This window comes from Cypionkella sp. TWP1-2-1b2, from assembly GCF_049896245.1.
GTDB lineage: Bacteria > Pseudomonadota > Alphaproteobacteria > Rhodobacterales > Rhodobacteraceae > Cypionkella.
This window is the reverse complement of sequence record NZ_JAFCTX010000025.1, coordinates 45,395-70,523: the sequence shown is the minus strand read 5'-3', so window position 1 is coordinate 70,523 and position 25,129 is coordinate 45,395. Positions and strand designations below refer to the sequence as shown.

The window sequence follows — 25,129 nt, the reverse complement described above, 5'->3', positions numbered from 1 at the left end:
AAAGCCGCCGCAAGGTCGAAGTTGCCCTCTTCGAATACATAAACGGCTTCTATAATCCCCGACGCAGACACTCAGCAATTGGCTGGAAATCCCCCGTGGCTTTCGAACAGAAGGCCGCCTAACATGAGCACCTGACCGGAACGAAACCGGGACAGGTCCAGAGACCGGACGCTTACTTATGTATCAAGGGACGGCGCTCTGGAGTGCAACGAGTATTGAAGTGCCCGCAGCACAAGCACTTGCAGGGGGTGGAACTAACCGTGCGCCTTATTCTTCACGAAATTCAACAAAATCTCGGCACTGCGCGCGGCACCATCCACGCTGATCCGTAGCGCTTGCTCTGGCAACGGGCGGGCGATTTCGTGTTGGATCGCGGTTGCTAGGGTTTCTGGGGTCAGGCTGGCTTCGGTCAGGCTGCGGGTGCGACCGATGTTTTCCAGCAGCGCGGCACGGTCGGTTTGTTCGGTCTCACCTGTGGTAGCATAGGGCACAAGGAGGGCGTGGCAGCCGGCCATCAGCACATCAGCGACGGTGTTGTAGCCCGCTTGTGAGACGGAAAGCTTTGCCCCCCGCATCAGGCTGGCGAGATCGGGGCGAAAGCGGGTAAGAGTTACGTTTGCGGGTTGGTTTTCGGTGAAGCCGTCATAATCGGGCTGTGGCAAATTCGGGCCGGTGATGATCAGCCATTTCGCGAGGCCTGGCAGCAGGCGGGCGGCATCGACGGCAGCGGTGATCAGTTGTTTTCCAGCGGCACCCCCCCCTGCGGAGACCAGCACATCGAACCGCTCGGCGGGCGGCGGCGGTGCGGGCGGGCAGACCAGGCCGGTATAGGCGATTTTATCGGTGATCTGATCGGTCAGCGGGAAGCTGTCTTCAAGGGCAGCAAAGCTGGGATCACCATGAACCAGCACCAGATCGAAGGCGCGGTTGATCAGCGCGACGGCTTCTTCATTGCGGCCCGGTTTGACTTTGCGTTGCAGGATGTCACGCACCGAGCTGACCAAGGCCGGGCGCGGGTGGCTGGCGTCAATGGCGTCGATCAGCGGCAGCAGTTCAAAGCGGACTTGGCGGCGGCCAAAGGGGAAGGCTTCAATCAGCACGATGTCTGGCTTGATGGCATGGTAGGCGGCAAGCAGTTGGGCCTTGCGGGCATCAAGATAGGCGGCATCGGCGGGCTGTCCGCTGGCGGTGAGAAGGCCCGAGAAGTCGCTGTTCGATACCGCAATCGGTGGCAGGGCGATGTGGGGTATACCGGGGCCGGGGAAGCCTGCAACCGGCAAGCCGCCGGTGACAAGGGTGACGTTCATCCCTCGGTCGATCATCGCCCGCGCGATGCGGCTGGCCCGGGCGAGGTGACCGATGCCAAGCAGGTGCTGGACGTAGAAGAAGACGGAAGCGATCATTGATGCAGGCCTTCGGCGGCGAACAGGGCGGCGAGTTGGTTCACGCTGTGATGGTAATCCAGCGTGGCGCGGACTTGGGTGGCGGCGGCTTGGCCATAGTCGGCACGCAGGTCGGGGCGGGTGATGGCGGTTTCCAGCGCGCGCGCCAAGGCTGCGGCATCATCGGGCGGGGTGAGCCAGCCGTTTTCGCCGTTGGTGAACAGCTCGGGGATGCCGGAGATATTGGTTGCGAGGCAGGCGAGGCCTTGGCTTGCGGCCTCGACCAGCACGTTCGGCAACCCGTCACGGTCGCCATCGGCGGTGATGCGGCAGGCCAGCGCGAACAGATCCGATGCGCGGTAGGCGGCGAGGACTTCGGACTGATCGACAGCCCCTTGCCAGTGGATGCGCGAGGTGAGGTCAAGTGTTTCGGCGAGGGCTTGCAGGCTTTCACGCTCTGGACCGCCGCCGAGATGGGTGAAGCGCCAGTGCAGATCGGTTGTCAGCAGCGCAAGCGCGTGCAGCAAAGTGTCATAGCCTTTTTTCGGCACAGCGCGGCCAACGCTGACGATTTGCACCGGGTCGGCGGGGTTTTTGCCGTCGCGGGCGGGGCGTGGGGTGGTGTAGGGCGGGAAGCGATCAAGGTTCAACCCGTGATAGCTGAGATAGACGATTTCTGGTGTTTTCGCAAATGATTGCAGATGCTTATGGCCCAAATCGGTACAGGTGACGGCCCATTTCGCGCGGGTAAGTTTGCCCGAAAGCTCCCAATCCGGCGAGGTCCAGATGTCTTTGGCATGGGCCGAGACGGTCCAGCCAATTTGCATAATTTGGGCGGCGTAGTCGGCGACCGAGGCCGGGGTGTGGATGAAATGGGCGTGCAGCCAAGCGCCATTTTGGGGCCATTCGGCGACCAGAACCGCGGCTTGACCGAAGCGCCGGATGCGGTTGGAGGTGGGGTCGCGGATCAGGTCTTTCAGCCATGCACGCAGCGTGGGCCAAAAGCCCTGTTGGCGGCGGGCAGTCCACAAGCCGCGCAAGACGCGCAGGGGTTCGCGGTAGAGGTATTCGGGCAGGTACAAAAGCTCGGCTGCGATCTCATCATGCACGGCGTGGCGCTTTTTGTCGGTGGGATGGCGCAGTGAGACGATAACCAGATCGAGGCCCGCCAGTTCGAGCCCGCGCAATTCCTGGGCGATAAAGGTTTCCGACAGGCGGGGGTAGCCTTTGACCACGACGACCAAACGGGGTCGGTTTGGCTTCACTTTGCGAACCGCTGCGCATTGGGGCGTTCGGCGCGGGCGGTCAGGTCTTCACCGACCAGCCGACAGATGTTGGTGAGGCCTTCGAGATGCAGGCCGGGGGCAGCGTCGGAGGGGTGCGGGCGCATCGGAAGCGCGCGCAGGGCGCTTGCCATGCGGGCGGGATCAGCGGCTTCTACGGGCAGTAGCATCTCAATCATGCCGAGTTCCGCAGCGCGGGTGGCGCGCAGCAGTTGTTCTTCGCGCGGGGTGGTGCGGGGGACGATGAGGGCGGGTTTGTCGAAGGACAGAATCTCGCAATAGGTGTTGTAGCCGCCCATCGCGACGACGCCGGCCGAACCTGCAATCAGTTCCTCCATGCGGGTGTCGAATTCGATCACTTCGATTTGCGGGATGGCTTGGCCCTTGCGCAGAAATTCGGTGCGCTGCTCGCCGGGCATGTAGGGGCCGAGCACGACAAGCGCCTTTTGGGTCAGGTTGGGGTCGTGCAGATAGGCGTTCAGCACGTTGTCGATCAGATCAGCGCCATCACCGCCGCCGCCTGTGGTGACCAGCAAGTAATCACTGTCACGACGCTTTTCTGAAAGCTTTTCTTGCGCGGAGCGACGTTGCAGGAAGCCGACAAACTCCATCTTCTCACGCACCGATGGCGGCACATCGAGGCCGATGAGCGGGTCGTAGAAATCGGGCGGGCCGTAGACCCAGATGTGGTCATAGGTGCGCTCGATCTTGCCCATCACATCGTTGCGCTTCCATTCGACATCGAGCAGGCGAGGGGCGTCCATCACTTCACGCAGACCAAGGATCAGGGTGGTGCCTTTGGATTTCAGGTAAGCGAGAGTTTCTTCGATTTCGCCGCGCAGGCCCATCGGTTCTTTATCGACGATGAAGATATCGGGGGCAAAGGTTTCGGCGGTGTGGCGGATGATCGAGCGGCGCATTTTGATGGTGTCATGCACGTCGATGTGTTCCGAAAGTGAGGAATATTCGCCGTTGCGCAGCTTGATGACGCTTGGGATTTTCACGAAATCGACGCGGGCGCGGTAATCGAACGCGCCTGCGATCTGCGAGCCGGAGACAATCAGCACCATCAGCCCGCTGTATTCCTGCACCAAAGCATGCGCGATGGTGCGGCAGCGGCGCAGATGGCCAAGCCCGAAGGTGTCATGGCTGTACATCAGAATCCGCGCATTTTCCAACGGGTGCTTCATTTGGTCTACCTTGGCGGATGGCTGTTCAGGGGGAGGCGGTTCATTGAAACGGCGGCTATTTGTAGGGATCGGCGGCATCGCGTAGCCCGTCACCGAGGAAATTGAAAGCGAGGATCACAAGGATCACCGGAATGACCGGGAACATCAGCCATGGGTAAAGTGCGATGATGTTGACGCTGCGGGCCTCGGTCAAAAGGATGCCCCAACTGGAGATTGGCGCGCGCAACCCGATGCCGAGGAAGCTGAGTGCGGTTTCGCCCAAGATCATACCGGGGATGGTCAGGGTGGCCGAGGCGATCAGGTGCGACATGAAGCCGGGGATCATGTGGCGGCCAATGATGCGGGCGCTGCCCGCGCCCATCAGACGGGCGGCGAGGACGTAATCTTCTTCGCGCAGGGCCAAGAGTTTAGATCGCACCCCGCGGGCGAGGCCTGTCCAATCCAAGAGGCCAAGGATGACGGTGATGCCGATGTAGACGAGGATGGGGCTCCACGTCACTGGGATGATTGCGGCGAGGGCCATCCAGAGGGGGATGGATGGGATGGATTGCAGGACTTCGATGATGCGCTGGGTCAGGGCATCGAACCAGCCGCCATGGTAGCCCGCAAGGCCGCCGATCACGATACCGAGAATGAAGCTCATGGTGACGCCGAAGATGCCGATGGTCAGCGATATGCGCGCGCCGTAGATGATGCGCGACAGCACATCGCGGCCCAAGCGGTCGGTGCCGAGCAGGAAAAACTGGCCGTCTTTGGCGGGGCAAACCAGATGGGTGTCGCCGGGGATCATGCCCCAGAAGTTGTAAGCGTCGCCTTCACAGAAGAACCGCAGTTTTTGAATATCACTCGGATCATCGGTGTAGATGCGTTGAAGTGTATCCATATCAAGCACTTGACTGCGGCCATAGACGAAGGGGCCGATCAGTTTTCCATCGTGGAACAGATGTACGGCTTGCGGCGGGGCGTAGATGTAATCGGTATTGCGGGCGGCTTGACTGTAGGGGGCGAGGAATTCGCTGATGAAGATTGAGGCATACATCAGGATCAGGAACACGCCGCAAAACAGCGCCACCCTATGCTTGCGGAACTTCCACCACATCAGTTGCAGCTGCGAGGCTTCGGCGAATTTGCTTTGGGCCGAGGCGGCGTTTTCGGCCTCATAGGGATCAAACGGCGCGTCCGAGACATAATGCGTCATCGGCGCACCGGGGGCGGGCAGGGTGGTGGTCTGGTTTGGCAGATCGCTCATTTGCTGCTGCCTTTACCAAGCCGGATGCGGGGGTCAAGAAACGTTAGCGCGATGTCCGAAATCAACACGCCGATCACTGTCAGGAAGGCCAGAAACATCAGGAACGAGCCCGCCAGATACATATCCTGACTTTGCAGGGCGCGGATCAGCATCGGCCCGGTGGTTTCCAAGGACAGCACGATGGCGGTGACTTCGGCCCCGGAAATCATCGCGGGCAGGATCGAGCCTATATCCGAGATGAAGAAGTTCAGTGCCATGCGCAGCGGATATTTCACCAGCACCTTCAGCGGATGCAGACCCTTGGCACGGGCGGTGACAACATATTGTTTGTTCAATTCGTCCAATAGGTTAGCGCGCAGGCGTCGGACCATGCTGGCGGTGCCAGAGGTGCCGATAATCACCACGGGTATCCAGATATGCGACATGATGGATGAGAATTTCGCCATGCTCATCGGCTCGTTCAGGAACTGGCGATCCATCAGGTTGCCGATAGAGACACCAAACCAGATATTGGCGAAATACATCATCACAAGTGCCAGCATGAAGTTGGGCACGGCGATGCCCAAAAGGCCAAGGAAGGTCAGGCCGTAATCGCCCCAGCTGTATTGATGGGTGGCGGAATAGATGCCGATGGGGAAGGCGATGATCCAGGTGAACAGGATGGTGACGGTTGACAACAGGACGGTCAGCCACAGCCTGTCGCCGACCACTTCACTGACCGGCAGGCGGTATTCAAACGAATAGCCGAAATCGCCGTGCAACATGCCGCCAACCCACCACAGATAGCGCACGACTTGCGGCTGATCAAAGCCATAGCGTTCGCGCAGCATGTCGATCTCGGCCAGATCAGCGGATTCGCCCAAGGAGCGCAGTTCCGAGACATAGCTTTCAAAGTAGTCGCCGGGGGGCAGTTCGATGATGAAGAACACCAGAACCGAGATCAGGAACAGGGTTGGGATCATCGCAAGCGTGCGCATGAAGATATAGCGGATCATGGGTTATTCCCGCGCATAATAGAACGTGTCGGGCATGTAAGCGCCCAAGAAGCTGGTGGGGGTGAAGCCATAGAGGGCGTCTTCGGGGACATTGCGCATCCGGGCTGCCCGCACGATGGGCTGCGGCGCGGAATTGACGGTGCCGATCGAGAACACCTGATCGGACCACAGAACCAGCATCTGCGCCCAAATCTCGGCGCGGGCTTCGGTGGTGGTGGTGTTGCGCCATTGTTTCAGCAGATCAATCAGCTGCATCGCGCTTGGCAGATCGGGGGCCTCACCCGCGGTTTCGCCGGACATATACCAGCTGCCCCAGACCGGCCATTGCAACTGATCGCTGTGGGTGGGGGCGAGTTGATCGGGGGCCATATCGGCAGTTGGCACGCCATTATCCAGACCCGCCCAGACCGACATTTGCACCTCACCACCCATGGCGCGGCTGCGGAAGATATCGCGCTGCGACGCGCGGATATAGATGGCGATGCCAACATCGCGCATGTGATCGACGATCAGTTCCAAAACGTCGGTTTCCAGCGTGCTTTCGCCTGCGGTTTCCACGACGATGCCAGCTTGGCGGCCATCCGGCAGCACCCGGATATTGCCGCCGCCGCGTTCGGTGAGGCCCAATTCATCCAGCAAGGCATTCGCCAGATCGGGGTCGTATTGTGCCCAAGCCGATGCGTATTCGGGTTTGTAAAGCTGGCTTTCGGGCAGCACGGTGTCGGCACTTTCGCGGCCAAGGCCGAAGAAATTCACCTTGTTCAGCTCGTGCCGATTGATCGCCACCGACAAGGCCCTGCGCATCCGCACGTCTTGGAACAGCTTGCGCCAGACCGGGTCTTTGCAGTTCATATTGGGAAACAGTGAGACGCTGGAGCCTTGGGTGCGCCGCCACAGCGACACTTTCAGTGGGTGCTGTTTTTCGGCCTGTTTCATCAGGGTATAGTCGGGAAAGCTGATGCCGCCCGCTTGCAGATCGCTTTCGCCCGTCGCGGTTTTGGCCGGGATGATATCCGCCGAGGCGACATCCAGCACGATGCGGTCAAAATATGGCAGTTGCTGGCCGGTCTGATCGACACGGTGGAAATAGGCGTTGCGCTCAAACACGAATTGCTCGGCGGGCGGGGCGGTGCGGGGACGCCATGCTTCCAAAGTTGGCAGGCTGGGGTTTTCCGGGCGGATCGAGCGGCCCATTTTGGCGTGCAGGCTTTGCCAATCATCGACGCGGTTCTGCTCGACCAGTGCGGCCAGCTTTTCGGGGGTCTGATATTTGGCGTGGAACGTTTTCATGTAGGCTTGCGGCACATAGAGGATCAGCGGCAAGGGCGAGGCGAGTTTGGGCAGGAAGTCTGGCATCGGGCTTGCGAAGGTGTAGCGCACAGTCACGGGGTCGATCACGCGGAATTCGACGGGTTTGCCATTGGCGATCAGATCCACCGGGGGGCCGCCGCGATAGAGATCGGCGTTGTTCATCATATCTTCCCAGCAATAGCGGAAATCATCCGCCGTGAAGGGAGTGCCGTCTGACCAGCGATGACCTTCGCGCAGGTGCAGGGTGTAGATGCGGTCTTCAACCGCCTCAAAACTTTCAAGAATATCCGGGACAAGTTGCAGGTTGGCGTCATAGCCAACCAGTCGGGAATAGCCGTAGATCGGGATCAGCCGCACATCGCGCTGGCCACTGACCAGTATCCGCACGCTGCCGCCCAGCCGCCCTGTGGTGCGGCCCATCGCGGGCAAATCAATCACGCGCGGGTTGCGCGGCAGGCGCTCAGGCAGCGGAGGTATGTTGCCCATCTTCACATCTGCGGCGAAAAATGGCGATTCCGCGAAGCTGATACTGGGCAATGCGACCGAGCCGAGCAGGGTTAAGGCGGTGCGACGGGTGATCATGGCTTCAGATCATTTCTATCAGCAGATTTGCGGGCCAAGACGAAATGGCCGCCCCCAAGATCAAGCGGGGCAAGGTCGGATCGGGCATCAGGCTCGGCCCGAAACGCGGCAGCCCAGTTGGCACTGGTCAGCGCCGTGTTGCCGTTAAAGGTGGCAAAATCCAAGCGGCGATCCAGATCGGGATAGGGCACGGCGGCGAGCAGCGCCTTGGTATAGGGATGCACCGGGGCGGTCATAATCGTCTCGCGCGCAGCGATTTCCACGATCCGGCCCGCCCACATCACTGCCACCCGGTCTGCCATATAATCCACCACCGCCAAGTTATGCGAGATGAACAGATAGGTCAGCCCAAGATCTTTTTGCAAATCTTTCAACAGGTTGAGAATCTGCGCCTGCACCGATACATCCAGCGCTGACACCGGCTCGTCACAAACGATCAACCCCGGAGCCAGCGCCAAAGCGCGGGCAATGCCGACGCGCTGACGCTGTCCGCCCGAAAAGCTGTGCGGATAGCGGTGGCGGGCGGATTGGCCCAAACCGATAGCCCCGAGCAAGGCATCAACGGTTGCTCGGCGCTGTGGCGGGGTGCCGCGACTGTGGATGTCGAGAGGTTCGGACAGGATATTGCCGACCGTCATTCGAGGCGACAGCGACGAGACTGGGTCTTGAAACACCATCTGAATCTGCGTGCGCAGGCGTTGCAGATCATCGCCCTTGGCGGCCAGCACATCGACCGGGCCCGAGCCATCATCATAGATCACCGTGCCCGCATCCGGCGTCACCGCCCGCATCAAAATCTTGCTGACGGTGGTTTTGCCGCAACCGCTTTCACCGACCAGTCCAAGACATTCTCCGCGCTTGATATCAAAGCTGACGCCATCGACCGCTGGGACTGGCTTGGCGGATTTGCGAATATCCCAAGCCTGATCGCGGGTCTGATAGGTTTTCGACAAGTTGCGCACCGAGAGTAACACGTCGGGCGCGGCGGTCTGTGCCACAGGCTTCGCCCCGCCGATGGCAGTCATCAGCTTGTCACGGTTGATCTGAATATCGCGCAAAGGCCGCAAACGCGCGCCCTGCTTCATGCCAAAATGCGGGATCGCGGCCATCAGCCCCTTCAGATAAGGGTGCTGCGGGCGGCGGAAAATATCGTCTACCGGGCCGGATTCCATGATGCGGCCCTGATACAGCACCACGACCTCATCGGTGACATTTGCGACGACGCCAAGGTCATGAGTGATCAGCAGGATCGCCATGTTCAGACGCTGTTGAAGATCGCGCAGCAGCGTCAGAATCTGCGCCTGAATGGTCACATCCAGCGCAGTGGTGGGTTCATCCGCGATCAACAATTCAGGGCTGCAAATCAGCGCCATCGCGATCATTGCGCGCTGCCGCATCCCACCAGACAGCTCAAACGGATACATGTCGAACACTTTGCCGGGCTTGGTAAAACCAACCAGCGACAGCATATCTTCGGACCGCGCGCGCTGTTCTTTGGCCGAGACCGGCTCGTGAATACGCAATGCCTCGGAAATCTGATTGCCAATGGTGTGCAAAGCCGAAAACGAGGTCATCGGCTCCTGAAATATCATGCCGATCTTGCGACCCCGCACGCTGCGGATCAGGCGTCCGTCGCGCGGCAAGCCCAGCAACTCAACCTTGCCACCCGGCGCTGCGGTATCGGTCAACAGCACGCGGCCACTGACGCGTGCAAAATCCGGCTGCAACCCCATGATGGTCTGGCCCAGCACCGATTTGCCCGAACCAGACTCGCCGACCAATGCGGTAATCTTGCCGGGCAACACCCGCAGCCCGACCCCTTTCAGCGCATCAACTTGGCCAGTGGCCAGCGGGAAGGACACTTTCACATCCTCTACCCGCAGCAAATCCATGCCGATGCCAAGTTCTTGTCGTGTCATCCGGTCTGATCCATTCCGTCATGTGGCGTGGATCATGGGGATCCGGTTGCTTGGCAAAGCCATTGCATGCGAGAGTTCTCGCGAATTGCAATCAAAATGCAACGCCGGGTGTTGAAATCGGATCCATCAGCCCCGAAATCATACAACCGTGGCAGCTTTGTCGCCCCCTAAAAACCCCGATACGCCTCACACGAAGTTTTGCAACGCCACCCAGAAATTGTGCATTTATGGCACCTGCATCCTGCGAAAATCATGCTAGGTTGCCGAAATGACCGTTCAGAACGCCTCTGTTTTCCTATCTGACCTGCCGGTCTTTGCCGAGTTTGAAGATGTGGCCAATCTGACACGCTACCGACCGCTGCCCGAAGGCTGGGCTCTGGCGGTGGCCGATGTTGTGTCCTCGACCGAGGCGATTGCGCGCGGCAAGTATAAATCCGTCAACATGGCCGGGGCCTCGGTGATTACCGCTGTGCTCAACGTGCTGGAGGGCAGCGATTATCCCTTCGTCTTTGGCGGCGACGGCGCAGTGATCGCAGTGCCGCCGAATGGCATTGCTAAGGCCAGCGTGGCACTGGCAGCTGTGGCGCGCTGGATCGAGGACGATCTGGGCCTGAACATGCGCACCGCCATGGTGCCGTTGGCCGAGGTGCGCGCGGCAGGTCATGATGTACGGATCGCGCGGTTTCAGTCCAGCCCCGAGATGACCTTCGCGATGTTCGCAGGCGGAGGTGCGGCTTGGGCCGAATCTCAGATGAAGCTGGGGAGTTTTGCCGTGCCGATGGCCGAGCCCGGCAGCAGACCCGATCTGACCGGGCTGTCGTGCCGCTGGAACCCCGTCGCATCGCGCAATGGCCAGATCGTGTCGATCATCGCAGTGCCCAGCGCAACCGCCCGCGCCGATGCGTTCCGGGCGCTGGTGGCCAGCGTGGTGTCGGTGGCGAATAAAGCGGGCGGCTTGGGCAATCCGCTACCGCCCGAAGGCCCAGTGCCGCATCTGACTTTGGGCGGTGTCGCGTCTGAGACCAATGCCCGCGCCCCGCGCGGCAAACGCCTGAAGGCGCGGATCAAAGTGATGGTGGCGATCTTCATGACTGTGCTGCTCTATCGCACCAATCTGACGCTGGGCGGCTTCAATGCCCGCGATTACGTGCGGCAAATGACCCGCAACACTGACTTTCGAAAATTTGACGATGGCTTGAAGATGACGATTGATATCAACGCTGCCGGGCTTGCTGAAATCGAAGCGCTGCTTGATGCCGCTGCTGCCTCGGGCATCTGCCAATTCGGTCTGCACAAACAAGATCAGGCGCTGGTCACTTGCATCGTGCCGTCACTACGGGCGCATGATCACATGCACTTCATTGATGGCGCAGCCGGCGGCTATGCGCAGGCCGCAACCCAGATGAAGGCCAAAGCAGCATTGCAACCAGCGGGCGCGCAATGATAAACGTCTTGCCTCATAGCCGCGCTTGGCGTTGAGTGGCGGCACGACAGCTTTTTACGATGATCTGCTTGACCCTCGCCCCCATTCTGGTTGGCACGACATGACCTTTTGCACCTTAGGTTTTTCATCAAGGTGCCGACCGATCTGTGGAGCGCCATAAGGCCATGCTGGACCCCAACATCTCACGCTACATCTGGACGCATACCAAGCGGCAACAGCTTTGGGTGCTGATGATCGTAGCGCTCTCGATGATCCCGTATTTCCTGTCACTCAATCTGCCAAAGCAGATCGTCAACGGGCCAATTCAGGGTGATGGTTTTGCCGATCCCACAGCCATGCAGACCTTCATGCAGATCGCGTTCAATCTGCCGCTGATTGGCCATGTGACGCTGTTTGACGGCATCCAGCTTGATCGGCTGAACACCCTGTTCGCGCTCAGCGGTGTGTTTTTGGTGCTGGTCGTGGTGAACGGCCTCTTTAAATATTACATCAACACTTACAAAGGTCGGCTGGGCGAACGCCTGCTGCGCCGCATCCGCTTCACGCTGGTCGATCATATTCTGCGATTTCCGCCTGCCACCTTCAAACGTCTGAAGGGCGCGGAAATCTCCAGTATGGTGAAGGACGAGGTTGAACCGCTTGGCGGCTTTACCGGCGACGCCTTTGTCGCCCCTGCTCTGCTCGGCGGACAGGCGGTCATGGCACTGGCGTTTATCTTCGTGCAAAGCGTGCCGCTGGGCCTGATCACCGCAGCACTGGTCGGGGTGCAGGCCTTCATTATCCCGCGGATGCGCCGCAGATTACTGGTGCTAGGGCGCGAGCGTCAGTTGACCGCGCGCGAATTGGCCGGTCGGGTCAGCGAGATCGTCGATGGCATCAACACGATCCACTCCTATGACACCTCGAATTTTGAGCGCGCCGATATCTCATCGCGGCTGGGCCATATCTACAGAATCCGCTTCGACATTTATCAATGGAAGTTTTTGGTGAAATTCATCAACAACTTCCTCGCCTCGGTGACGCCGTTCCTGTTTTACAGCATCGGCGGCTATCTGGCGCTGCAAGGCCAGTTGGATATCGGGCAACTGGTGGCGGTGATCGGGGCTTACAAAGACCTTCCCGGCCCGCTGAAAGAATTGATCGACTGGGATCAGAATCGCCAAGACGTACAGATCAAATACAATCAGGTGATCGGGCAATTCGCCATTGATGGCCTGTTGGAGCCCGAGATTCAGGCGGTATCGGCGGAACGTGCAGAAGGTAAAATGAGCGGCCCGCTCGCGGCGGTTAATCTGGGCGTGACCGACGACACTGGGGCCGTCGGGCTGGACCGCGTCAACTTTTCGCTGCTGCCCGGCGAAACGGTTGCCATTATTGGCAACGCCGGATCAGGCGCTGACATCATGGCCGAGGCGTTGGCGCGCATCGTCTGGCCGACGCAGGGCCAGATCAATGCAGGCAGCGCTGATCTGCACAGCCTGCCCGAATCAATCAGCGGCCGCTCGATCACCTATGCGGGCACCGATGCCTATTTCTTCTTCGGAACCGTGCGCGACAATCTGCTTTACGGGCTGAAACACGCCCCGATCACTGACCGCGTGATCGAAGGCGCGGATCTGACGCAACGTCAATGGGAGCGGCGTGAGGCCATTTGGGCGGGCAACCCCGAGTTCGATATTCACTCCGACTGGATCGACTTTGAACATCAGGGGGCCGCGGATCAGACGGCTCTGATGCCCTCGGTCTATGCCGCACTGGATGCCGTGGCGCTGACCCGCGACATGTTCGATCTTGCTTTGCGGTCCCATGTCAATCTGGCCGAGCATGGCGATCTCGCCGCCAAAACCGTCGAGATGCGCCGGGTGCTGCGCGATGCGTTGACCAAAGCCGATCTGAACGGGCTGATCGAGCCGTTCGAGCCCGGCGCCTATAATACCGAAGCGACGGTGATCGAAAACCTGCTGTTCGGCAATGCCCGAACCCCGGATTTGAAAGCGGGCGCGATCATCAGCAACCCGTATTTCCTAAGCGTTCTGAAACAGCGCGGATTGGCGGATACCCTGTTTACGATGGGCACCGAGATCGCCCGTAATGCCATCGAATTGTTCAGCGACCTGCCGCCAGATCATCCGTTCTTCCAGCAACTGACCTTTATGAAACCTGACGACATCCCAGCCTATGCGATGCTGTTGAAAAACATAGATAAAAGCACCGCGAACATTACCGCCAGCGACCGCGCCATGATGATCCGCCTCAGCTTTGACTACATCGAGCCGCGGCATCGTTTTGGCCTGCTGACACCCGAGTTGATGGCGCAGATTGTTGAATTCAGGACGGCTTTCCACGAAGGGCTTCCGGCCAATCTGAAAGAGGCGATCGAACTTTACGACCCTGAGCAATATATGGTTTCGGGTACTTTGCTGGACAATATGCTGTTTGGCCGCATCAGCCAGAAATACCGTGACGGTGTCGAGCGGATCTATGCCGTGGCGGGGGACGTGCTACGCGAATTGGGCATCTATGACACGCTGTTGTCGATTGGCCTCGACTTCCACATCGGCGCAGGCGGCAAGCGGCTGACCTCGGTGCAGCGGCAAAAACTTGCCTTGGCACGGGCGTTGATCCGGCGGTCGGATTACTATCTGTTCAACCGCCCGCTGTCGGCGCTCGATACCCGGACGCAAGAACAGGTGCTGATCGCCGCGCTGAAATATCTGCGCAAGGATGGACGCGAGCCCGCCGTGGCTTGGGTGATCTCAAATGCGAAGTTTGCGCAACTGTTCGACCGGGTGGCGGTTTTTGAGCGTGGCAGACTGGTCGAAGACGGCTCTCATGCAGAACTTTTACAAAAGAATGGTATCTTCAAAGAACTGATGTCGGCATAGTCTAAGGGCTTGGCCTATCCAGCCGTTACAGAAGTGGGAAGGTGACGACGTGCTCTTGAATGACGAAGTCAAAATGCTGAAGCAGGTTCCGCTGTTTGCCGGTGTATCTCCGGCGAAGCTGAAACTGTTGGCATTCACCTCTGAACGTGTTTCCTACCGCGTGGGCGAAGTGTTGTGCCGCCAAGGCGACGCAGGCGATGCGGCGTTTGTGCTGCTTTCAGGGCGGGCCGATGTGATAGTCGATGGCCCCACCGGCCAGATCAAGGTGGCTGACCTAGAAGAAAATGCCATCGTCGGTGAAATCGCCATCCTGTGCGATGTCGCCCGCACCGCCACAGTGAAGGCCGCGACTCCGGTTGAGGCACTGCGAATCAGCAAAGACAACTTTTTCAAACTGATGTCCGACTTCCCGGAAATGACTATCGAAGTGGTGCGCGTGCTGGCAAATCGTCTCAGCCAAACCACGGTAGAGCTGTCTGAGGCGCGAAGCCGCGTTGCAGCCCTCTCGAAGAGCTGATCAAAGGTCAGATCTGGATCGAGAATTGCCATGTTTTGGACAAGACCTGCCTGCATTCTGCCTCCGTGGCGGATCTTCTTTTTGGTGCGCTCTGCAATCGGCTCTCGCATCTTGCTGCGATGCTTCATATCCTTCTGTATATCAGCGATCTGGGGAAGTCTGATCTTGGCGATGCGCGGCAATGAAAAAGCTTCTGGCCTGTGCCCACGGTGCGGCAACAAGCGGCTTTCGGGCAGGTCGGGCACATGACCGCGCAGCCGAAATTTCAACTCAAGCTTTGGGGTGCGCGCGGCGGCCTACCCGTCAGCGGCCCACAGTTTCAGAAGTTTGGTGGCAACACGACCTGCATCGAAATGCGCTGCGGCGAGCATGTGATCCTGTTCGATGCGGGCAGCGGGGCCTTGGCGGCTGGGCATGCCCTCGCCGCTGAAGGCTGCAAGGAACTCACCCTCTACTTCACCCACACCCATTACGACCATGTCTGCGGTCTGCCATTCTTCAAGCCGATGTACTGCAACCAATCGTCGCTGAAGATGTGGTCTGGCCATATGGGGCCTGCGATGACCACCCGGCAGATGCTGTCGGAATTCATGCGCAAGCCGTTCTTCCCGATTGGGCCAGACTATTGCAGCGCCGGGATTGATGCGCGGGATTTCAGCGCAGGCGATGTTCTGACCCCCTACCCCGGCGTGACGATCCGCACCGGGATGCTCAATCATCCCGGCAATGCTGTTGGGTATCGGGTAGAATTTGGCGGTCGCTCGATTGCCATCATCACCGATACCGAACACGAACCCGGCACTTTGGACCCCAATGTTATGCGCTTGATCGACAAGGTGGATCTGTTTCTCTACGACGCCACTTTCTTGGATGAAGAAATGGCGACCTTCAAAGGCTTTGGTCATTCTTCTTGGCAGCAGGCGGTGCGTCTCGCGCAGGCTGCAGGCGCGAAACAAGTGGGCTTCATTCACCACAGCTTCAACCGGACCGACACCGCATTAAGCAAAATCGAGCGCGCGGCAAAACGCCAGTTTCCGGGCGCGTTCTGTGGGCGTGATTTTCAGGTGGTTGATATCTAAGACGCATCCTGGGCGATGGCAGCTAACCATTTCCGCACACTGGCTCTGCTAACAGAAATGTCGCTTTTTTGTGACGCGAAAACCCGCTAAGAGCAACGTCTTTCCAAGATCACATTTCCCAGATCACACGGCCAATGCGGAAAGAAGGAAAGTCTCGTGCCCTACATTCCCGCCTCTCTCCGCGATTTTGTTGTCTATATCTGGACAGGCGACCCGCATGGCGAATCCGTTCCCGCGCGCGTCATGGCCGAAATTGACCGCCGTGAGACCGCAGCCGAGCAGACCATAAGCTGGGCGCAGCTGAGCATCGTCGGATTCTTGACCCTGCTGTATTGGATAGCGCCCCGCGCCGAGGGCACTGCGGGCGAAAACTTTGTGCCAATGACACTGGTCGCCTATCTGGTATTTACTCTGTTTCGGGTGTTTCTGTCTTACCGGATGGTGCTGCCCGGCTGGTATCTGATGTTGTCGATGGTGGTTGATGTCGGCCTGCTGTGCGGCATGATCTTTTCCTTCCACATCCAGTATCAACAACCGCCCGCCTTTTATCTCAAATCTCCGACGATGATTTATCTGTTCTTTTTCATCGCCTTGCGCGCGCTGCGCTTTGATCCGCGCTATGTTTTCATGTCGGGGCTGATCGCGGCATCTGGATGGACGCTGATGGTGCTTTACGCGCTGACCTATGACATGAACAACATGCACGTTACCCGCAACTACGTCGAATATCTGACATCAAACACCATTCTGATCGGGGCCGAAATTGACAAGGTGATCACGATATTGGGGGTCACCCTGATTTTGACCTTCGCTTTGTTCCGGGCGCGCTCTGTGCTGTTTGACGCCATTCAAAGCCATGCCGCTGCCGAGGATCTCAGCCAGTTCTTCGCGCCAAAGGTGGCCGATCTGATCACCCAATCCGCAGAAATGCCTAGTGCTGGCCAAAGTGAGATCAGGGCCGCTGCCATCATGTTTGTCGATGTGCGCGGCTTTACAAAAACCGCCCTCTCGCTGCCGCCGGAAACGGTGATGCGGGTTCTCGCGCATTATCAACAGATCACCCTGACCGAAATTGAACAGCATAACGGCCAGATCGACAAATTCATGGGCGATGGTATCTTGGTAACATTCGGGGCAGTCCAGCCGGGCGAAACCTATGCGGCAGATGCCTTACGCGCTGCCTCGGCGGTGATCGCAGCACTGGATGCACGACAAGACGAATTCGCCGCACTGGGCTGGCCGGGGCGTTTTGCCACCGGCGTTGCTGTGGCATCAGGCGATGTGACAGTGGGGATTGTGGGCTCGCAAGGCCGCTATGAGTTCACAGTGATCGGCCATGCCGTCAATCTGGCGTCGAAACTGGAAAGCGCCAACAAGACGCAGCACACCCGCGCCTTGACCGACGCCAGCACCCACAGCCGCGCCGAGGCGCAAGGCTATGTCAATCCCGGCGTGCTGCGCCGCGACGGCGAGGGTGTAGCTGGGCTTGCGGCCCCCGTTGATCTTGTGGTTCTGGCCTGAAATGCGCACCCCTTGCCCCTCCATATTCGCACTTGATCAGGCCCCAGCCGGCACGGTGCCAGTATGAACAAAGTTGCGCAATCGCCAAGCACAGTGGCGCGCCGGTTGTGGCGACGCTCTCGACCCAGCATCGCACAGCTGCGGCTGTGGTCGGGTTTGGTGCTGTTCGCTTTTGCCACCACGCATTTGCTGAACCACGCACTTGGGCTGATCTCGCTTGAGGCGATGCAGGCAGGGCAAGACCTGCGCCTGTTGATAACCCGCAGTCTGATCGGCACGCTGATACTCTGTCTCGCCGCCTTGGTGCATATGGGCTTGGGTCTCGCACATTTCATGCGCCTGCAAACATGGCGCATCGGAACCCGTGGGGTGGTGCAGCTTTTGTTCGGGCTGATGATTCCGATCCTGCTCATCCGGCATGTGCTCGGCACCCGTGGCGCGCATGAGTTGTTTGGCGTCACCGACAATTACACCTATGCGCTGTGGGCGATGTGGCCGGGTGAGGGCGTTCGACTGGCGCTGCTGGTAGCGCTGGTCTGGATACATGGCTGTATTGGCCTCCACATGTGGCTGTCGCCAAAACCGTGGTATCGCCGCAACCTTTGGGCGATGAATGGCTTGGCCGTGCTAATCCCGTCACTGGCCTATGCGGGTTATGTCTCGGCGGGAAGGATGCTTCATCTGCGCGGCGGCGTCTCCAGCCCGTTCAGCGCCGCGCAATACGCCGAGATGCAACAGAATTTTCTGTTCGGCTCCTACAGCTATTTTGCGATATTGGCGGCGGCGGTCGGCGGCTGGATGCTGCTGCAAATGGGCAACAAAATGGGTGCGCATATTCGGGTGCGCTACACTTTTGGCCCGGTGATTTCAGCAGTGCGCGGGCTTTCGGTGCTGGAAATCAGCCAGATGAACCGTATCCCGCATGCCTCGGTCTGCGGCGGCCGGGCGCGCTGTTCAACCTGTCGGGTGCGGGTGCTGGAAGGGCTGGATCAACTGCCTCCGGCCTCCGTGACCGAACAGCAGGTGCTGCGCCGCGTCGGTGCGCCCGCGAATGTGCGGCTGGCCTGCCAGTTGCGCCCGACCGCTGATCTGACGATCTCAACCCTGCTGCCCGCCAATCTGGAACCCGGTCAGACCAACGGCTTTGACAAATACCACTGGGGCATTGAAAGCGAAGTCACGTTGCTGTTCTGTGATTTGCGCGGATTTACCCAGATGTCCGAGGGGCGGTTGTCCTTTGACGTGGTGTTCCTGCTGAACCAGTTCCTTGGCCGCATGGCCGAGGCGATCGAAGACAGCGGCGGATTTGTCGATAAGTTCATGGGCGACGGCATCATGGCGATTTTCGGGATGGAGACCACTCCGACCGAAGGTGCGCGCCGCGCCATTGCCGCCGCCCGCGCGATGGGCGGCGTGCTCGACAGCCTCAATCAAAGCCTGCACGAAGAACTCCGCGTGCCGCTGTCGATGGGCATCGGCATCCACTCCGGCCCCGCCATTCTGGGCCGCATCGGTGCCGCGCATCGCACCGAAGCCGTCGCTCGCCTGACAGCTTTGGGTGAGACGGTGAACATCGCCAGCCGATTGGAGCAAAAGACCAAGGGTCTGGGCGTGCAAGTGGCGGTGTCGGCCTATGCGCTGACGCTATCAGGGCTTGCGGTGACCGAAAAGACCCTGCAGCAAACCGTGGATATTCGTGGCCTCAGCCAGCCGTTGGATATCGTGGTGGCAGCGCGCGCGACAAGCCTGCCGCAACCGGCAGAATAGCGCTATCCCCCGCGTCCACCCGATCCAATGACAGCTGCAGCACCGAGAGAAACCGCTGCAAAAACCCACACGGGCCCTGGCGTGGATCGGCACTGGCATCGCCATAATCCGCCGCAAGCGCGCGACATAAAGCCAGCCTGTCCGCCGCAATCCAGTCCACAGACAAAGGCCCGGCGACTTTGATCAGGTAAGCATCGGCGATCAAGTCGGCAAACGGGCAGGCGGAAATCGCCGCAACACCCAACCCATGCCGCGACACAAATGCCGCAACCTCCCCCCCGACGAGTTCCACCAAAAACCCCACATCCCGACCCTCAACCAGCGCCAGCACCGCAGGCGGCCAATCATGCAGCAACCGCCGCTCCAGCACATGCGCCCGCCGTTGCGCCGCCAACATTGCCCCCAACGGCAGGACAACCTCTTGCCCCTCCGCCCGATACACCGCCGAAATGTCAGGATCGGGCAGCACATGCTCCAGCGAGATCGTCTCGACGCTGACTAAATCGACGCTGGCATGAATGATCTTGAACGCCGCAGGAAAGGCCACCAGCGAGGGCAGCGACAGATCGGTCAGCCGCCCATCCGCCGTGCGCGTGGTGGCATTGACATGCATATGCCCGCCGATATGCCAGCGCAGCCCAGCGTCGATCAACGCTTGTGCGACCTGCGGGCCGGGGGTGCGCCGCACAATTGCTGTTTCGCCAAACAACGCCCGCTCTGATCCCGCCCCGTCCTGAAACGGGTCCAACACCGGATAATGCGAGACGCTGATCAATGTCTTGCCCAGCGCCGCCGCCCGCGCAGTCACATCAGCAATCCAATCCGGCAAGAACGGCTTGACCCGCAGCACTGCGTTCCAGCCAGCATCCGACGGGCCAATGAACGCCTTCTTGCGCGTCGCATCGGGCCGCCCCGCGCGTGGCTCGAACACATTGGCGTCGATCATCAACAGCCACAGCCCCGGCTCCGGCTCTACCAGATAAGACGCATCCATCAGCCGCTGCGTCACCGAGCCATCCTTGGCTACCGCCTCATACATCCGCGCTTCAGGCCGATCATCCGCGTCAAACGGACTTTCCCAATGCAGATACTCCGGCTGGCGAAACAGCCCGAACCGCGCCATCGGCAGCAATGCCGCAGGCTGCCCGCCGCAGCGCATCGCTGGCGTCAGAATGGCCGAGACGTCCAACGCCGCTTGCTCCGCATCGCTCGTCACCATCACGGTTTGCCCCGGTGCCGAGACAAACCGCGTCGTCACATCCTTGCCATGCGGGCCATAGAGATCATGGTTGCCGGGAATGACATAAAACCGCAGCCCATACCGATGCTCAAACCGCTGCAACACGTCAACCAGCCGCCGCATGTTCTCGGCCTGCCCGTCGTCGGAATAATCCCCCGCCAGAACCACATGCCGCACCCCCGCAGCGGCGACCTTCTCCAATGCAGCCCGCAGCACCCCGGCGGTTTCATTGAACGCCCGCGCCGCAATCCGCGTATCAGCCCAACTGCGCAAGGCAAGACGCTTGCCGTCAACAACAATCCCCGCGCCGCCGAATTCCCCACCCGGATCGTGGAAATGTGCATCAGCAAGTACGGCAACCGCGTAGGGTGCCATCCTTAGGCCTTCACCACATGATCCGACACGATCCCATTGCGCGCAAACACATTGCGGGTGTCAATGATCAGCCGCGACCACTGTGCCAGCCCCGCATAGTCCAACCCATCATGATCGGTCGCGATCAGCACCGCGTCAAAGCCGCCCACCGTAACTTGATCAAACGCCGCCGATTTGCGCCCCATCAACGCACCATAAGCCCGCGTCTTCGGAATCTCGGCCACAAACGGATCATGATAAGCCGCCTGCCCGCCGCGCTCCTCAATCAACTCGATCAGTTTCAGCGACGGACTTTCGCGAATATCCGGCACGTTTTTCTTATAGGCCAGCCCAATCACCAACACCTTGGATCGGCTTAACGCCAGCCCCAACCGCTGATCCAATGCCTCGGCCACCCTCTGCACCACATGGCGCGGCATCCCCGAGTTGATCTCTCCCGCCAACTCAATAAACCGCGTCGGAATGTCATATTCCCGCGCTTTCCACGTCAGATAAAACGGGTCAATCGGGATGCAATGGCCGCCCAAACCAGGGCCGGGGTAGAACGGCATATAGCCGAAAGGCTTGGTCTTAGCGGCCTCTATCACTTCCCAGATATCTACGCCCATCGCCTCGTATATCACCTTCAACTCATTCACCAAGGCGATGTTGACGGCACGAAAAACATTTTCAGTCAGCTTCACCGCCTCGGCGGTCGCGGTCGACGACACCGGAACGACGGTCTTGACCACCGCCCCATAAAACGCCTCCACCAGACGCCCCGCGTCAACACCATCGCCTGCCACCACCTTGGGAATGGTCGAGGTGTCAAAAGCCCGATTGCCCGGATCTTCGCGTTCAGGCGAAAACCCAAGGTAGAAATCTTTTCCCGAAACCAGGCCGCCCGCCTCAAGAATACGCTTCACCGGGCCATCGGTCGTGCCCGGATAGGTGGTCGATTCCAATACAATCATCTGCCCCACGCGCAACGTCTTGGCGATGTCGTCGCAGGTGCGGGTGATGAAAGACAGGTCCGGCTCACGGTGCCGCGTCAGCGGCGTCGGCACGCAAATCACGATCACATCGCACAGCCCAAGCCCAGCGAAATCCGCCGTCGCCGTGAACCGCCCTGCGGCCACCTCATCCGCCAGCACCGCATCCGGCACCGCCTCGATATAGCTTCTGCGGGCCTCAACGGCGGTGATCTTGGCGGGATCGGTGTCAAACCCGGTCACCCGAAACCCGGCCCGCGCGGCGGTGATCGCCAGCGGCAGGCCGACGTAACCCAGACCGATCACCCCAACGCGGGCGGCTCGGCTGGTGATGTTTTCAAGAAGTTGGGATAGGGGCAAGGGTCACTCCGCCATGGCAAAGGCTGATCTGGAAATGGGCCAGTTTGCCAATGCTGTCAAGGTTAGCGGCGGCACACGGGCGGGGGCGGTCGATTCCTGTCGCCCCGCACCAGCTTTGCGCTTACCCTTGGCGCAGACCTGCTATCCACTGGGAACATTACCCGATGACGCCGCCCACCCGCCGCCTGCGGATCGCCTTTTACGCGCCTTTGAAGGCTCCGACGCATCCGGTGCCCTCGGGAGATCGCCTGATGGCGCAACTGTTGGTCCGCTGCATGGAGCAAGCAGGGCATCAGGTGGATCTCGCCTCAGACCTGCGCGCCTATCTTGGCGACCCGCAAGACCTCATAGGCTGGGCCAAACTACTCACTGACGCCGCACTCGAGTCCAACCGGATCGTCGCCCTCTTGGCCGGTCAGCCGCCCGATCTTTGGCTCTGCTACCACCCCTATTACAAAGCCCCCGACCTGCTTGGCCCCCGCCTCGCTCAGCGTTTCGCACTACCCTATGTCACGGTGGAAGCCTCGCTATCCACACGCCGCAACATCGGCATCTGGGCCGAGACGCAGGCCCATGTGAGAATCGCCGTGCAGCAAGCCAATCTGAACCTCTGCCTGACTGCCCGCGATATGAATGGTCTGCAAGACGCCACCCCCACCGCCCAACTGGCCCGGTTTCCGCCCTTCATAGAGCCCGATGCCTTCTCCGCCCTGCCCAACCCGAAATCCGGCCATCTGGTGACGGTTGCGATGATGCGGGCAGGCGACAAAACGGAAAGCTACCGCCGCCTCGCCGCAACGCTGGCCCTGTTGCCGCCCAGCCTACACTGGTATCTCACCGTCATCGGCGACGGGCCGCAGCGCGCCGAGGTGCAGGCGATGTTCGCACACCTGCCACCGGCTCGTCTGACATGGCTGGGCCAGCAATCCCGGCCGCAGATCGCCGCAACTCTGGCCCGCGCCTCGGCCTATATCTGGCCCGGTTGTGGCGAGGCCTACGGTCTCGCCTACCTAGAGGCGCAAGCCGCAGGCGTCCCCGTCATAGCGCAACGCACCGCAGGCGTGCCCGAAGTGGTGGCCGATGGCGTAACAGGCTTCCTCACTGATCCGGGCGACGATGCAGCGGCGGCAGCAGCCACCCTGCACCTCCTGACTGACCCCGACCTTCAGCACCGCATGGGCCAAGCCGCCCGGCTGCGCGTTCTGCGCGACCATTCCATAGCAGGCGCTGCCCAGCGCCTGAACACCCTGCTGCAAACCATAGTCGAGGGCAAACCATGACCGAAGCCCTGATCCGCGCTCTCGATCTACGCGCTGCCAACGGAAGTCCTGCAAAACTGTGGCTGCGCGATGATGATGCCATAGCGCCCAGCGCGGAACTCGACCACCTGCTCTCCCTGACCGAAGCCGCACACGTCCCCGTCACGCTCGCCGTCATCCCCGCCCATTCCGGCCCGGCACTGGCCAAACGGCTGGATACTGCGCAAGCCGTTTCCGTCGCCGTGCATGGCTGGTCGCATACCAACCACGCCCCCGCTTTCGAGAAAAAGCAAGAACTCGGCCCGCACCGCCCCGCCCCTCAGGTACTGGACGAACTCGCGCGCGGCTTTAGCCATCTCGCGCAGCTGCACCCCCAGCATTTCACGCCTGTGCTGGTGCCGCCGTGGAACCGCATCGCCCCACAAGTCGTCGCGGGCCTTCCCGCCCTCGGCTTCAAAGCCCTTTCGGTCTTTGGCCCCGAGGCCACCGCCGACCTGCCCCTCTACAACACCCATGTCGATGTGATCGACTGGCGCGGCACCCGCTCTGGCCGCCCCGACACGGTGCTAATGAATGAAATTGCGCAAGCCATGGCACGCAGCGATGCCCCGATTGGCCTGCTGACCCACCACCTCGTGCATGATGCGCAGGTCTGGAGCTTTCTCACACGGTTGTTTGCCCTGACCGCCAATCATCCCGGCTGCCGCTGGTTCGGCCTGCCCACGCTTATCGCCTCACCATGATTTCCACGCGATCAGCAGACCGTCCTCCACCTGCGCCCGCAGCGCCTCCACCTCGGCCATAGCCGCACGGTCGGCCATCACCCCCGCAACCAATGTCTGCGGTGCCACGCTGACCGCCCCACCCCGCACCGCCAGGGTGAACACCAGCGGCCCGGTTGACCACCATGCCGGAGCCTCCAGCAGCAGAGCCAGCACCTGCGGCAACCGCTGATTCAGCCGATGCAGCGCCGGATGGTCCGGCGGCGTGGCGACAAACGAATTGCCCAATAGCAAACCGCCAAGGCCGGTCTGACGCGGCACCGTCTCGGCCCAAGCGGTCAGGCCGATCAACGGCAGCACGTCATGAAAACTGATATCATCCCGCGCCGGATACCAATCGCAATCCAGATAAATCCCACCCTCAGCCGCCAAAATCGCATAGCGCGCCACATCCACCGCACCGGGATAATCCCCCCGCGCCAGCATCGCTGCATAAACAGGCTGATCGGGCAGACCCAAACGCGCCAAATCCGCCTCTTGCCACAACCTATACTGATACCCCTGCAACCCTGCATGACGCCGCCATGCCGCCACCCCAACGGGGACAGGCAGGCTACCTATCCAGATCTGATGGATCACCCGCGGCACAGGCTTGCGATTGACGATAGTGATCGCCTGCTGCTCGGCGGTGGAAAACCGAAACAACGGCGCAAGCACCTCTGGTGGTGGCACCAGATGAAACTGATACCCCGCCCGCGCGACAGGATCGCCCAGCGCCTTCGCCAGATGTAACCGCGCCGCATGAAGCCTGCGCGGCAAGCCCAACGAAGTCTGCGCGGGCAAGGCCGCGATCTCGCGATCTGCGGTCAGCGCGGCCAAAATCGTCGTCGCGGCATCGAAGTCGCCCTTTGCAACCAGATCTCTGGCGGCGCGGATACCGTCGTTCATACGTTGCTTGGCGCTCATGCTGCCCGCCCTTCCTGGTGGCCCCGGCCCCGCAGTCCCCTGTTTTGCCGTGGCAGAAAATCTTTATGGCTGCGGCCAAAGCAATCGCACACTCAAATCCAATTCGGCGAAA

General features: G+C 60.3%; 19 protein-coding genes. 9 read left to right on the top strand and 10 right to left on the bottom strand.

The features are described 5' to 3' along the window. The coding region (locus ACP7AP_RS16225) for an IS3 family transposase (RefSeq protein WP_426035629.1) at positions 1 to 122 on the top strand (122 nt) is incomplete at its 5' end. Positions 123 to 254: 132 nt separating this feature from the next. On the opposite strand, the gene ACP7AP_RS16220 is transcribed toward ACP7AP_RS16225, so the two are convergent. Genes ACP7AP_RS16220 through ACP7AP_RS16190 form a run of 7 tightly spaced genes read right to left on the bottom strand, consistent with a single transcriptional unit; the run spans position 255 to position 9,911 of the window. Next, complete coding sequence (locus ACP7AP_RS16220; protein ID WP_426035623.1) at positions 255 to 1,403, bottom strand: glycosyltransferase family protein; 1,149 nt, start codon at positions 1,401 to 1,403, stop codon at positions 255 to 257. Further along, the gene (locus ACP7AP_RS16215; protein WP_426035621.1) at positions 1,400 to 2,647 is read right to left on the bottom strand and encodes a glycosyltransferase; all 1,248 of its coding nucleotides are present in this window, start codon (positions 2,645 to 2,647) and stop codon (positions 1,400 to 1,402) included. Before ACP7AP_RS16215 ends, ACP7AP_RS16220 begins: the two co-directional genes overlap by 4 nt. Continuing rightward, the gene (locus ACP7AP_RS16210) at positions 2,644 to 3,855 is read right to left on the bottom strand and encodes a glycosyltransferase family protein (protein ID WP_426035619.1); all 1,212 of its coding nucleotides are present in this window, start codon (positions 3,853 to 3,855) and stop codon (positions 2,644 to 2,646) included. The genes ACP7AP_RS16215 and ACP7AP_RS16210 overlap by 4 nt, the downstream gene beginning before the upstream one ends. 55 nt (positions 3,856 to 3,910) lie before the next feature. Then, entirely contained in the window at positions 3,911 to 5,104 is a 1,194-nt protein-coding gene (locus ACP7AP_RS16205) for an ABC transporter permease (RefSeq protein WP_426035617.1), read from the bottom strand. After that, entirely contained in the window at positions 5,101 to 6,099 is a 999-nt protein-coding gene (locus ACP7AP_RS16200) for an ABC transporter permease (protein WP_426035615.1), read from the bottom strand. The genes ACP7AP_RS16205 and ACP7AP_RS16200 overlap by 4 nt, the downstream gene beginning before the upstream one ends. Before the next feature lie 3 nt (positions 6,100 to 6,102). Continuing rightward, complete coding sequence (locus tag ACP7AP_RS16195; protein WP_426035613.1) at positions 6,103 to 7,992, bottom strand: ABC transporter substrate-binding protein; 1,890 nt, start codon at positions 7,990 to 7,992, stop codon at positions 6,103 to 6,105. Beyond that, complete coding sequence (locus ACP7AP_RS16190; protein WP_426035611.1) at positions 7,989 to 9,911, bottom strand: ABC transporter ATP-binding protein; 1,923 nt, start codon at positions 9,909 to 9,911, stop codon at positions 7,989 to 7,991. The genes ACP7AP_RS16195 and ACP7AP_RS16190 overlap by 4 nt, the downstream gene beginning before the upstream one ends. A 268-nt stretch (positions 9,912 to 10,179) precedes the next feature. Between ACP7AP_RS16190 and ACP7AP_RS16185 the strand changes: the two genes are divergently transcribed. The 6 genes from ACP7AP_RS16185 to ACP7AP_RS16160 all read left to right on the top strand — a co-directional run bounded on the left by ACP7AP_RS16185 (position 10,180) and on the right by ACP7AP_RS16160 (position 19,124). Next, entirely contained in the window at positions 10,180 to 11,355 is a 1,176-nt protein-coding gene (locus ACP7AP_RS16185; protein WP_426035610.1) for a DUF3095 domain-containing protein, read from the top strand. Positions 11,356 to 11,519: 164 nt separating this feature from the next. Further along, the gene (locus ACP7AP_RS16180; RefSeq protein WP_426035608.1) at positions 11,520 to 14,240 is read left to right on the top strand and encodes an ABC transporter transmembrane domain-containing protein; all 2,721 of its coding nucleotides are present in this window, start codon (positions 11,520 to 11,522) and stop codon (positions 14,238 to 14,240) included. Between the two features lie 73 nt (positions 14,241 to 14,313). Then, positions 14,314 to 14,757 carry a Crp/Fnr family transcriptional regulator gene (locus ACP7AP_RS16175; RefSeq protein WP_426035606.1) on the top strand — a complete coding sequence of 148 codons (444 nt, stop codon included), beginning with the start codon at positions 14,314 to 14,316 and terminating at the stop codon, positions 14,755 to 14,757. Positions 14,758 to 15,002: 245 nt separating this feature from the next. Further along, entirely contained in the window at positions 15,003 to 15,836 is an 834-nt protein-coding gene (locus ACP7AP_RS16170; protein WP_426035604.1) for an MBL fold metallo-hydrolase, read from the top strand. A 156-nt stretch (positions 15,837 to 15,992) separates the two neighbouring features. Continuing rightward, the gene (locus tag ACP7AP_RS16165; protein ID WP_426035602.1) at positions 15,993 to 17,357 is read left to right on the top strand and encodes an adenylate/guanylate cyclase domain-containing protein; all 1,365 of its coding nucleotides are present in this window, start codon (positions 15,993 to 15,995) and stop codon (positions 17,355 to 17,357) included. A gap of 63 nt (positions 17,358 to 17,420) precedes the next feature. Next, on the top strand, positions 17,421 to 19,124 hold the full coding sequence (locus ACP7AP_RS16160) for an adenylate/guanylate cyclase domain-containing protein (protein WP_426035600.1): 1,704 nt from the start codon (positions 17,421 to 17,423) through the stop codon (positions 19,122 to 19,124). Here ACP7AP_RS16160 and ACP7AP_RS16155 read toward each other — a convergent pair. Together ACP7AP_RS16155 and ACP7AP_RS16150 are read right to left on the bottom strand one after the other, a co-directional pair. Continuing rightward, entirely contained in the window at positions 19,060 to 20,739 is a 1,680-nt protein-coding gene (locus ACP7AP_RS16155) for a metallophosphoesterase family protein (RefSeq protein ID WP_426035598.1), read from the bottom strand. The two genes, ACP7AP_RS16160 and ACP7AP_RS16155, sit on opposite strands and share 65 nt — an antisense overlap. A 2-nt stretch (positions 20,740 to 20,741) precedes the next feature. Continuing rightward, positions 20,742 to 22,070: a nucleotide sugar dehydrogenase gene (locus tag ACP7AP_RS16150; protein ID WP_426035596.1), complete on the bottom strand. Its 1,329-nt coding sequence runs from the start codon at positions 22,068 to 22,070 to the stop codon at positions 20,742 to 20,744. A gap of 164 nt (positions 22,071 to 22,234) precedes the next feature. Between ACP7AP_RS16150 and ACP7AP_RS16145 the strand changes: the two genes are divergently transcribed. Beyond that, the gene (locus tag ACP7AP_RS16145; protein ID WP_426035594.1) at positions 22,235 to 23,350 is read left to right on the top strand and encodes a glycosyltransferase family 4 protein; all 1,116 of its coding nucleotides are present in this window, start codon (positions 22,235 to 22,237) and stop codon (positions 23,348 to 23,350) included. Next, on the top strand, positions 23,347 to 24,072 hold the full coding sequence (locus tag ACP7AP_RS16140; RefSeq protein WP_426035592.1) for a polysaccharide deacetylase family protein: 726 nt from the start codon (positions 23,347 to 23,349) through the stop codon (positions 24,070 to 24,072). Before ACP7AP_RS16145 ends, ACP7AP_RS16140 begins: the two co-directional genes overlap by 4 nt. Here ACP7AP_RS16140 and ACP7AP_RS16135 read toward each other — a convergent pair. After that, positions 24,064 to 25,017, bottom strand: coding sequence for a glycosyltransferase family 32 protein (locus tag ACP7AP_RS16135; protein ID WP_426035590.1), 954 nt, complete (start codon positions 25,015 to 25,017; stop codon positions 24,064 to 24,066). The two genes, ACP7AP_RS16140 and ACP7AP_RS16135, sit on opposite strands and share 9 nt — an antisense overlap. Positions 25,018 to 25,129: the final 112 nt, after the last annotated feature.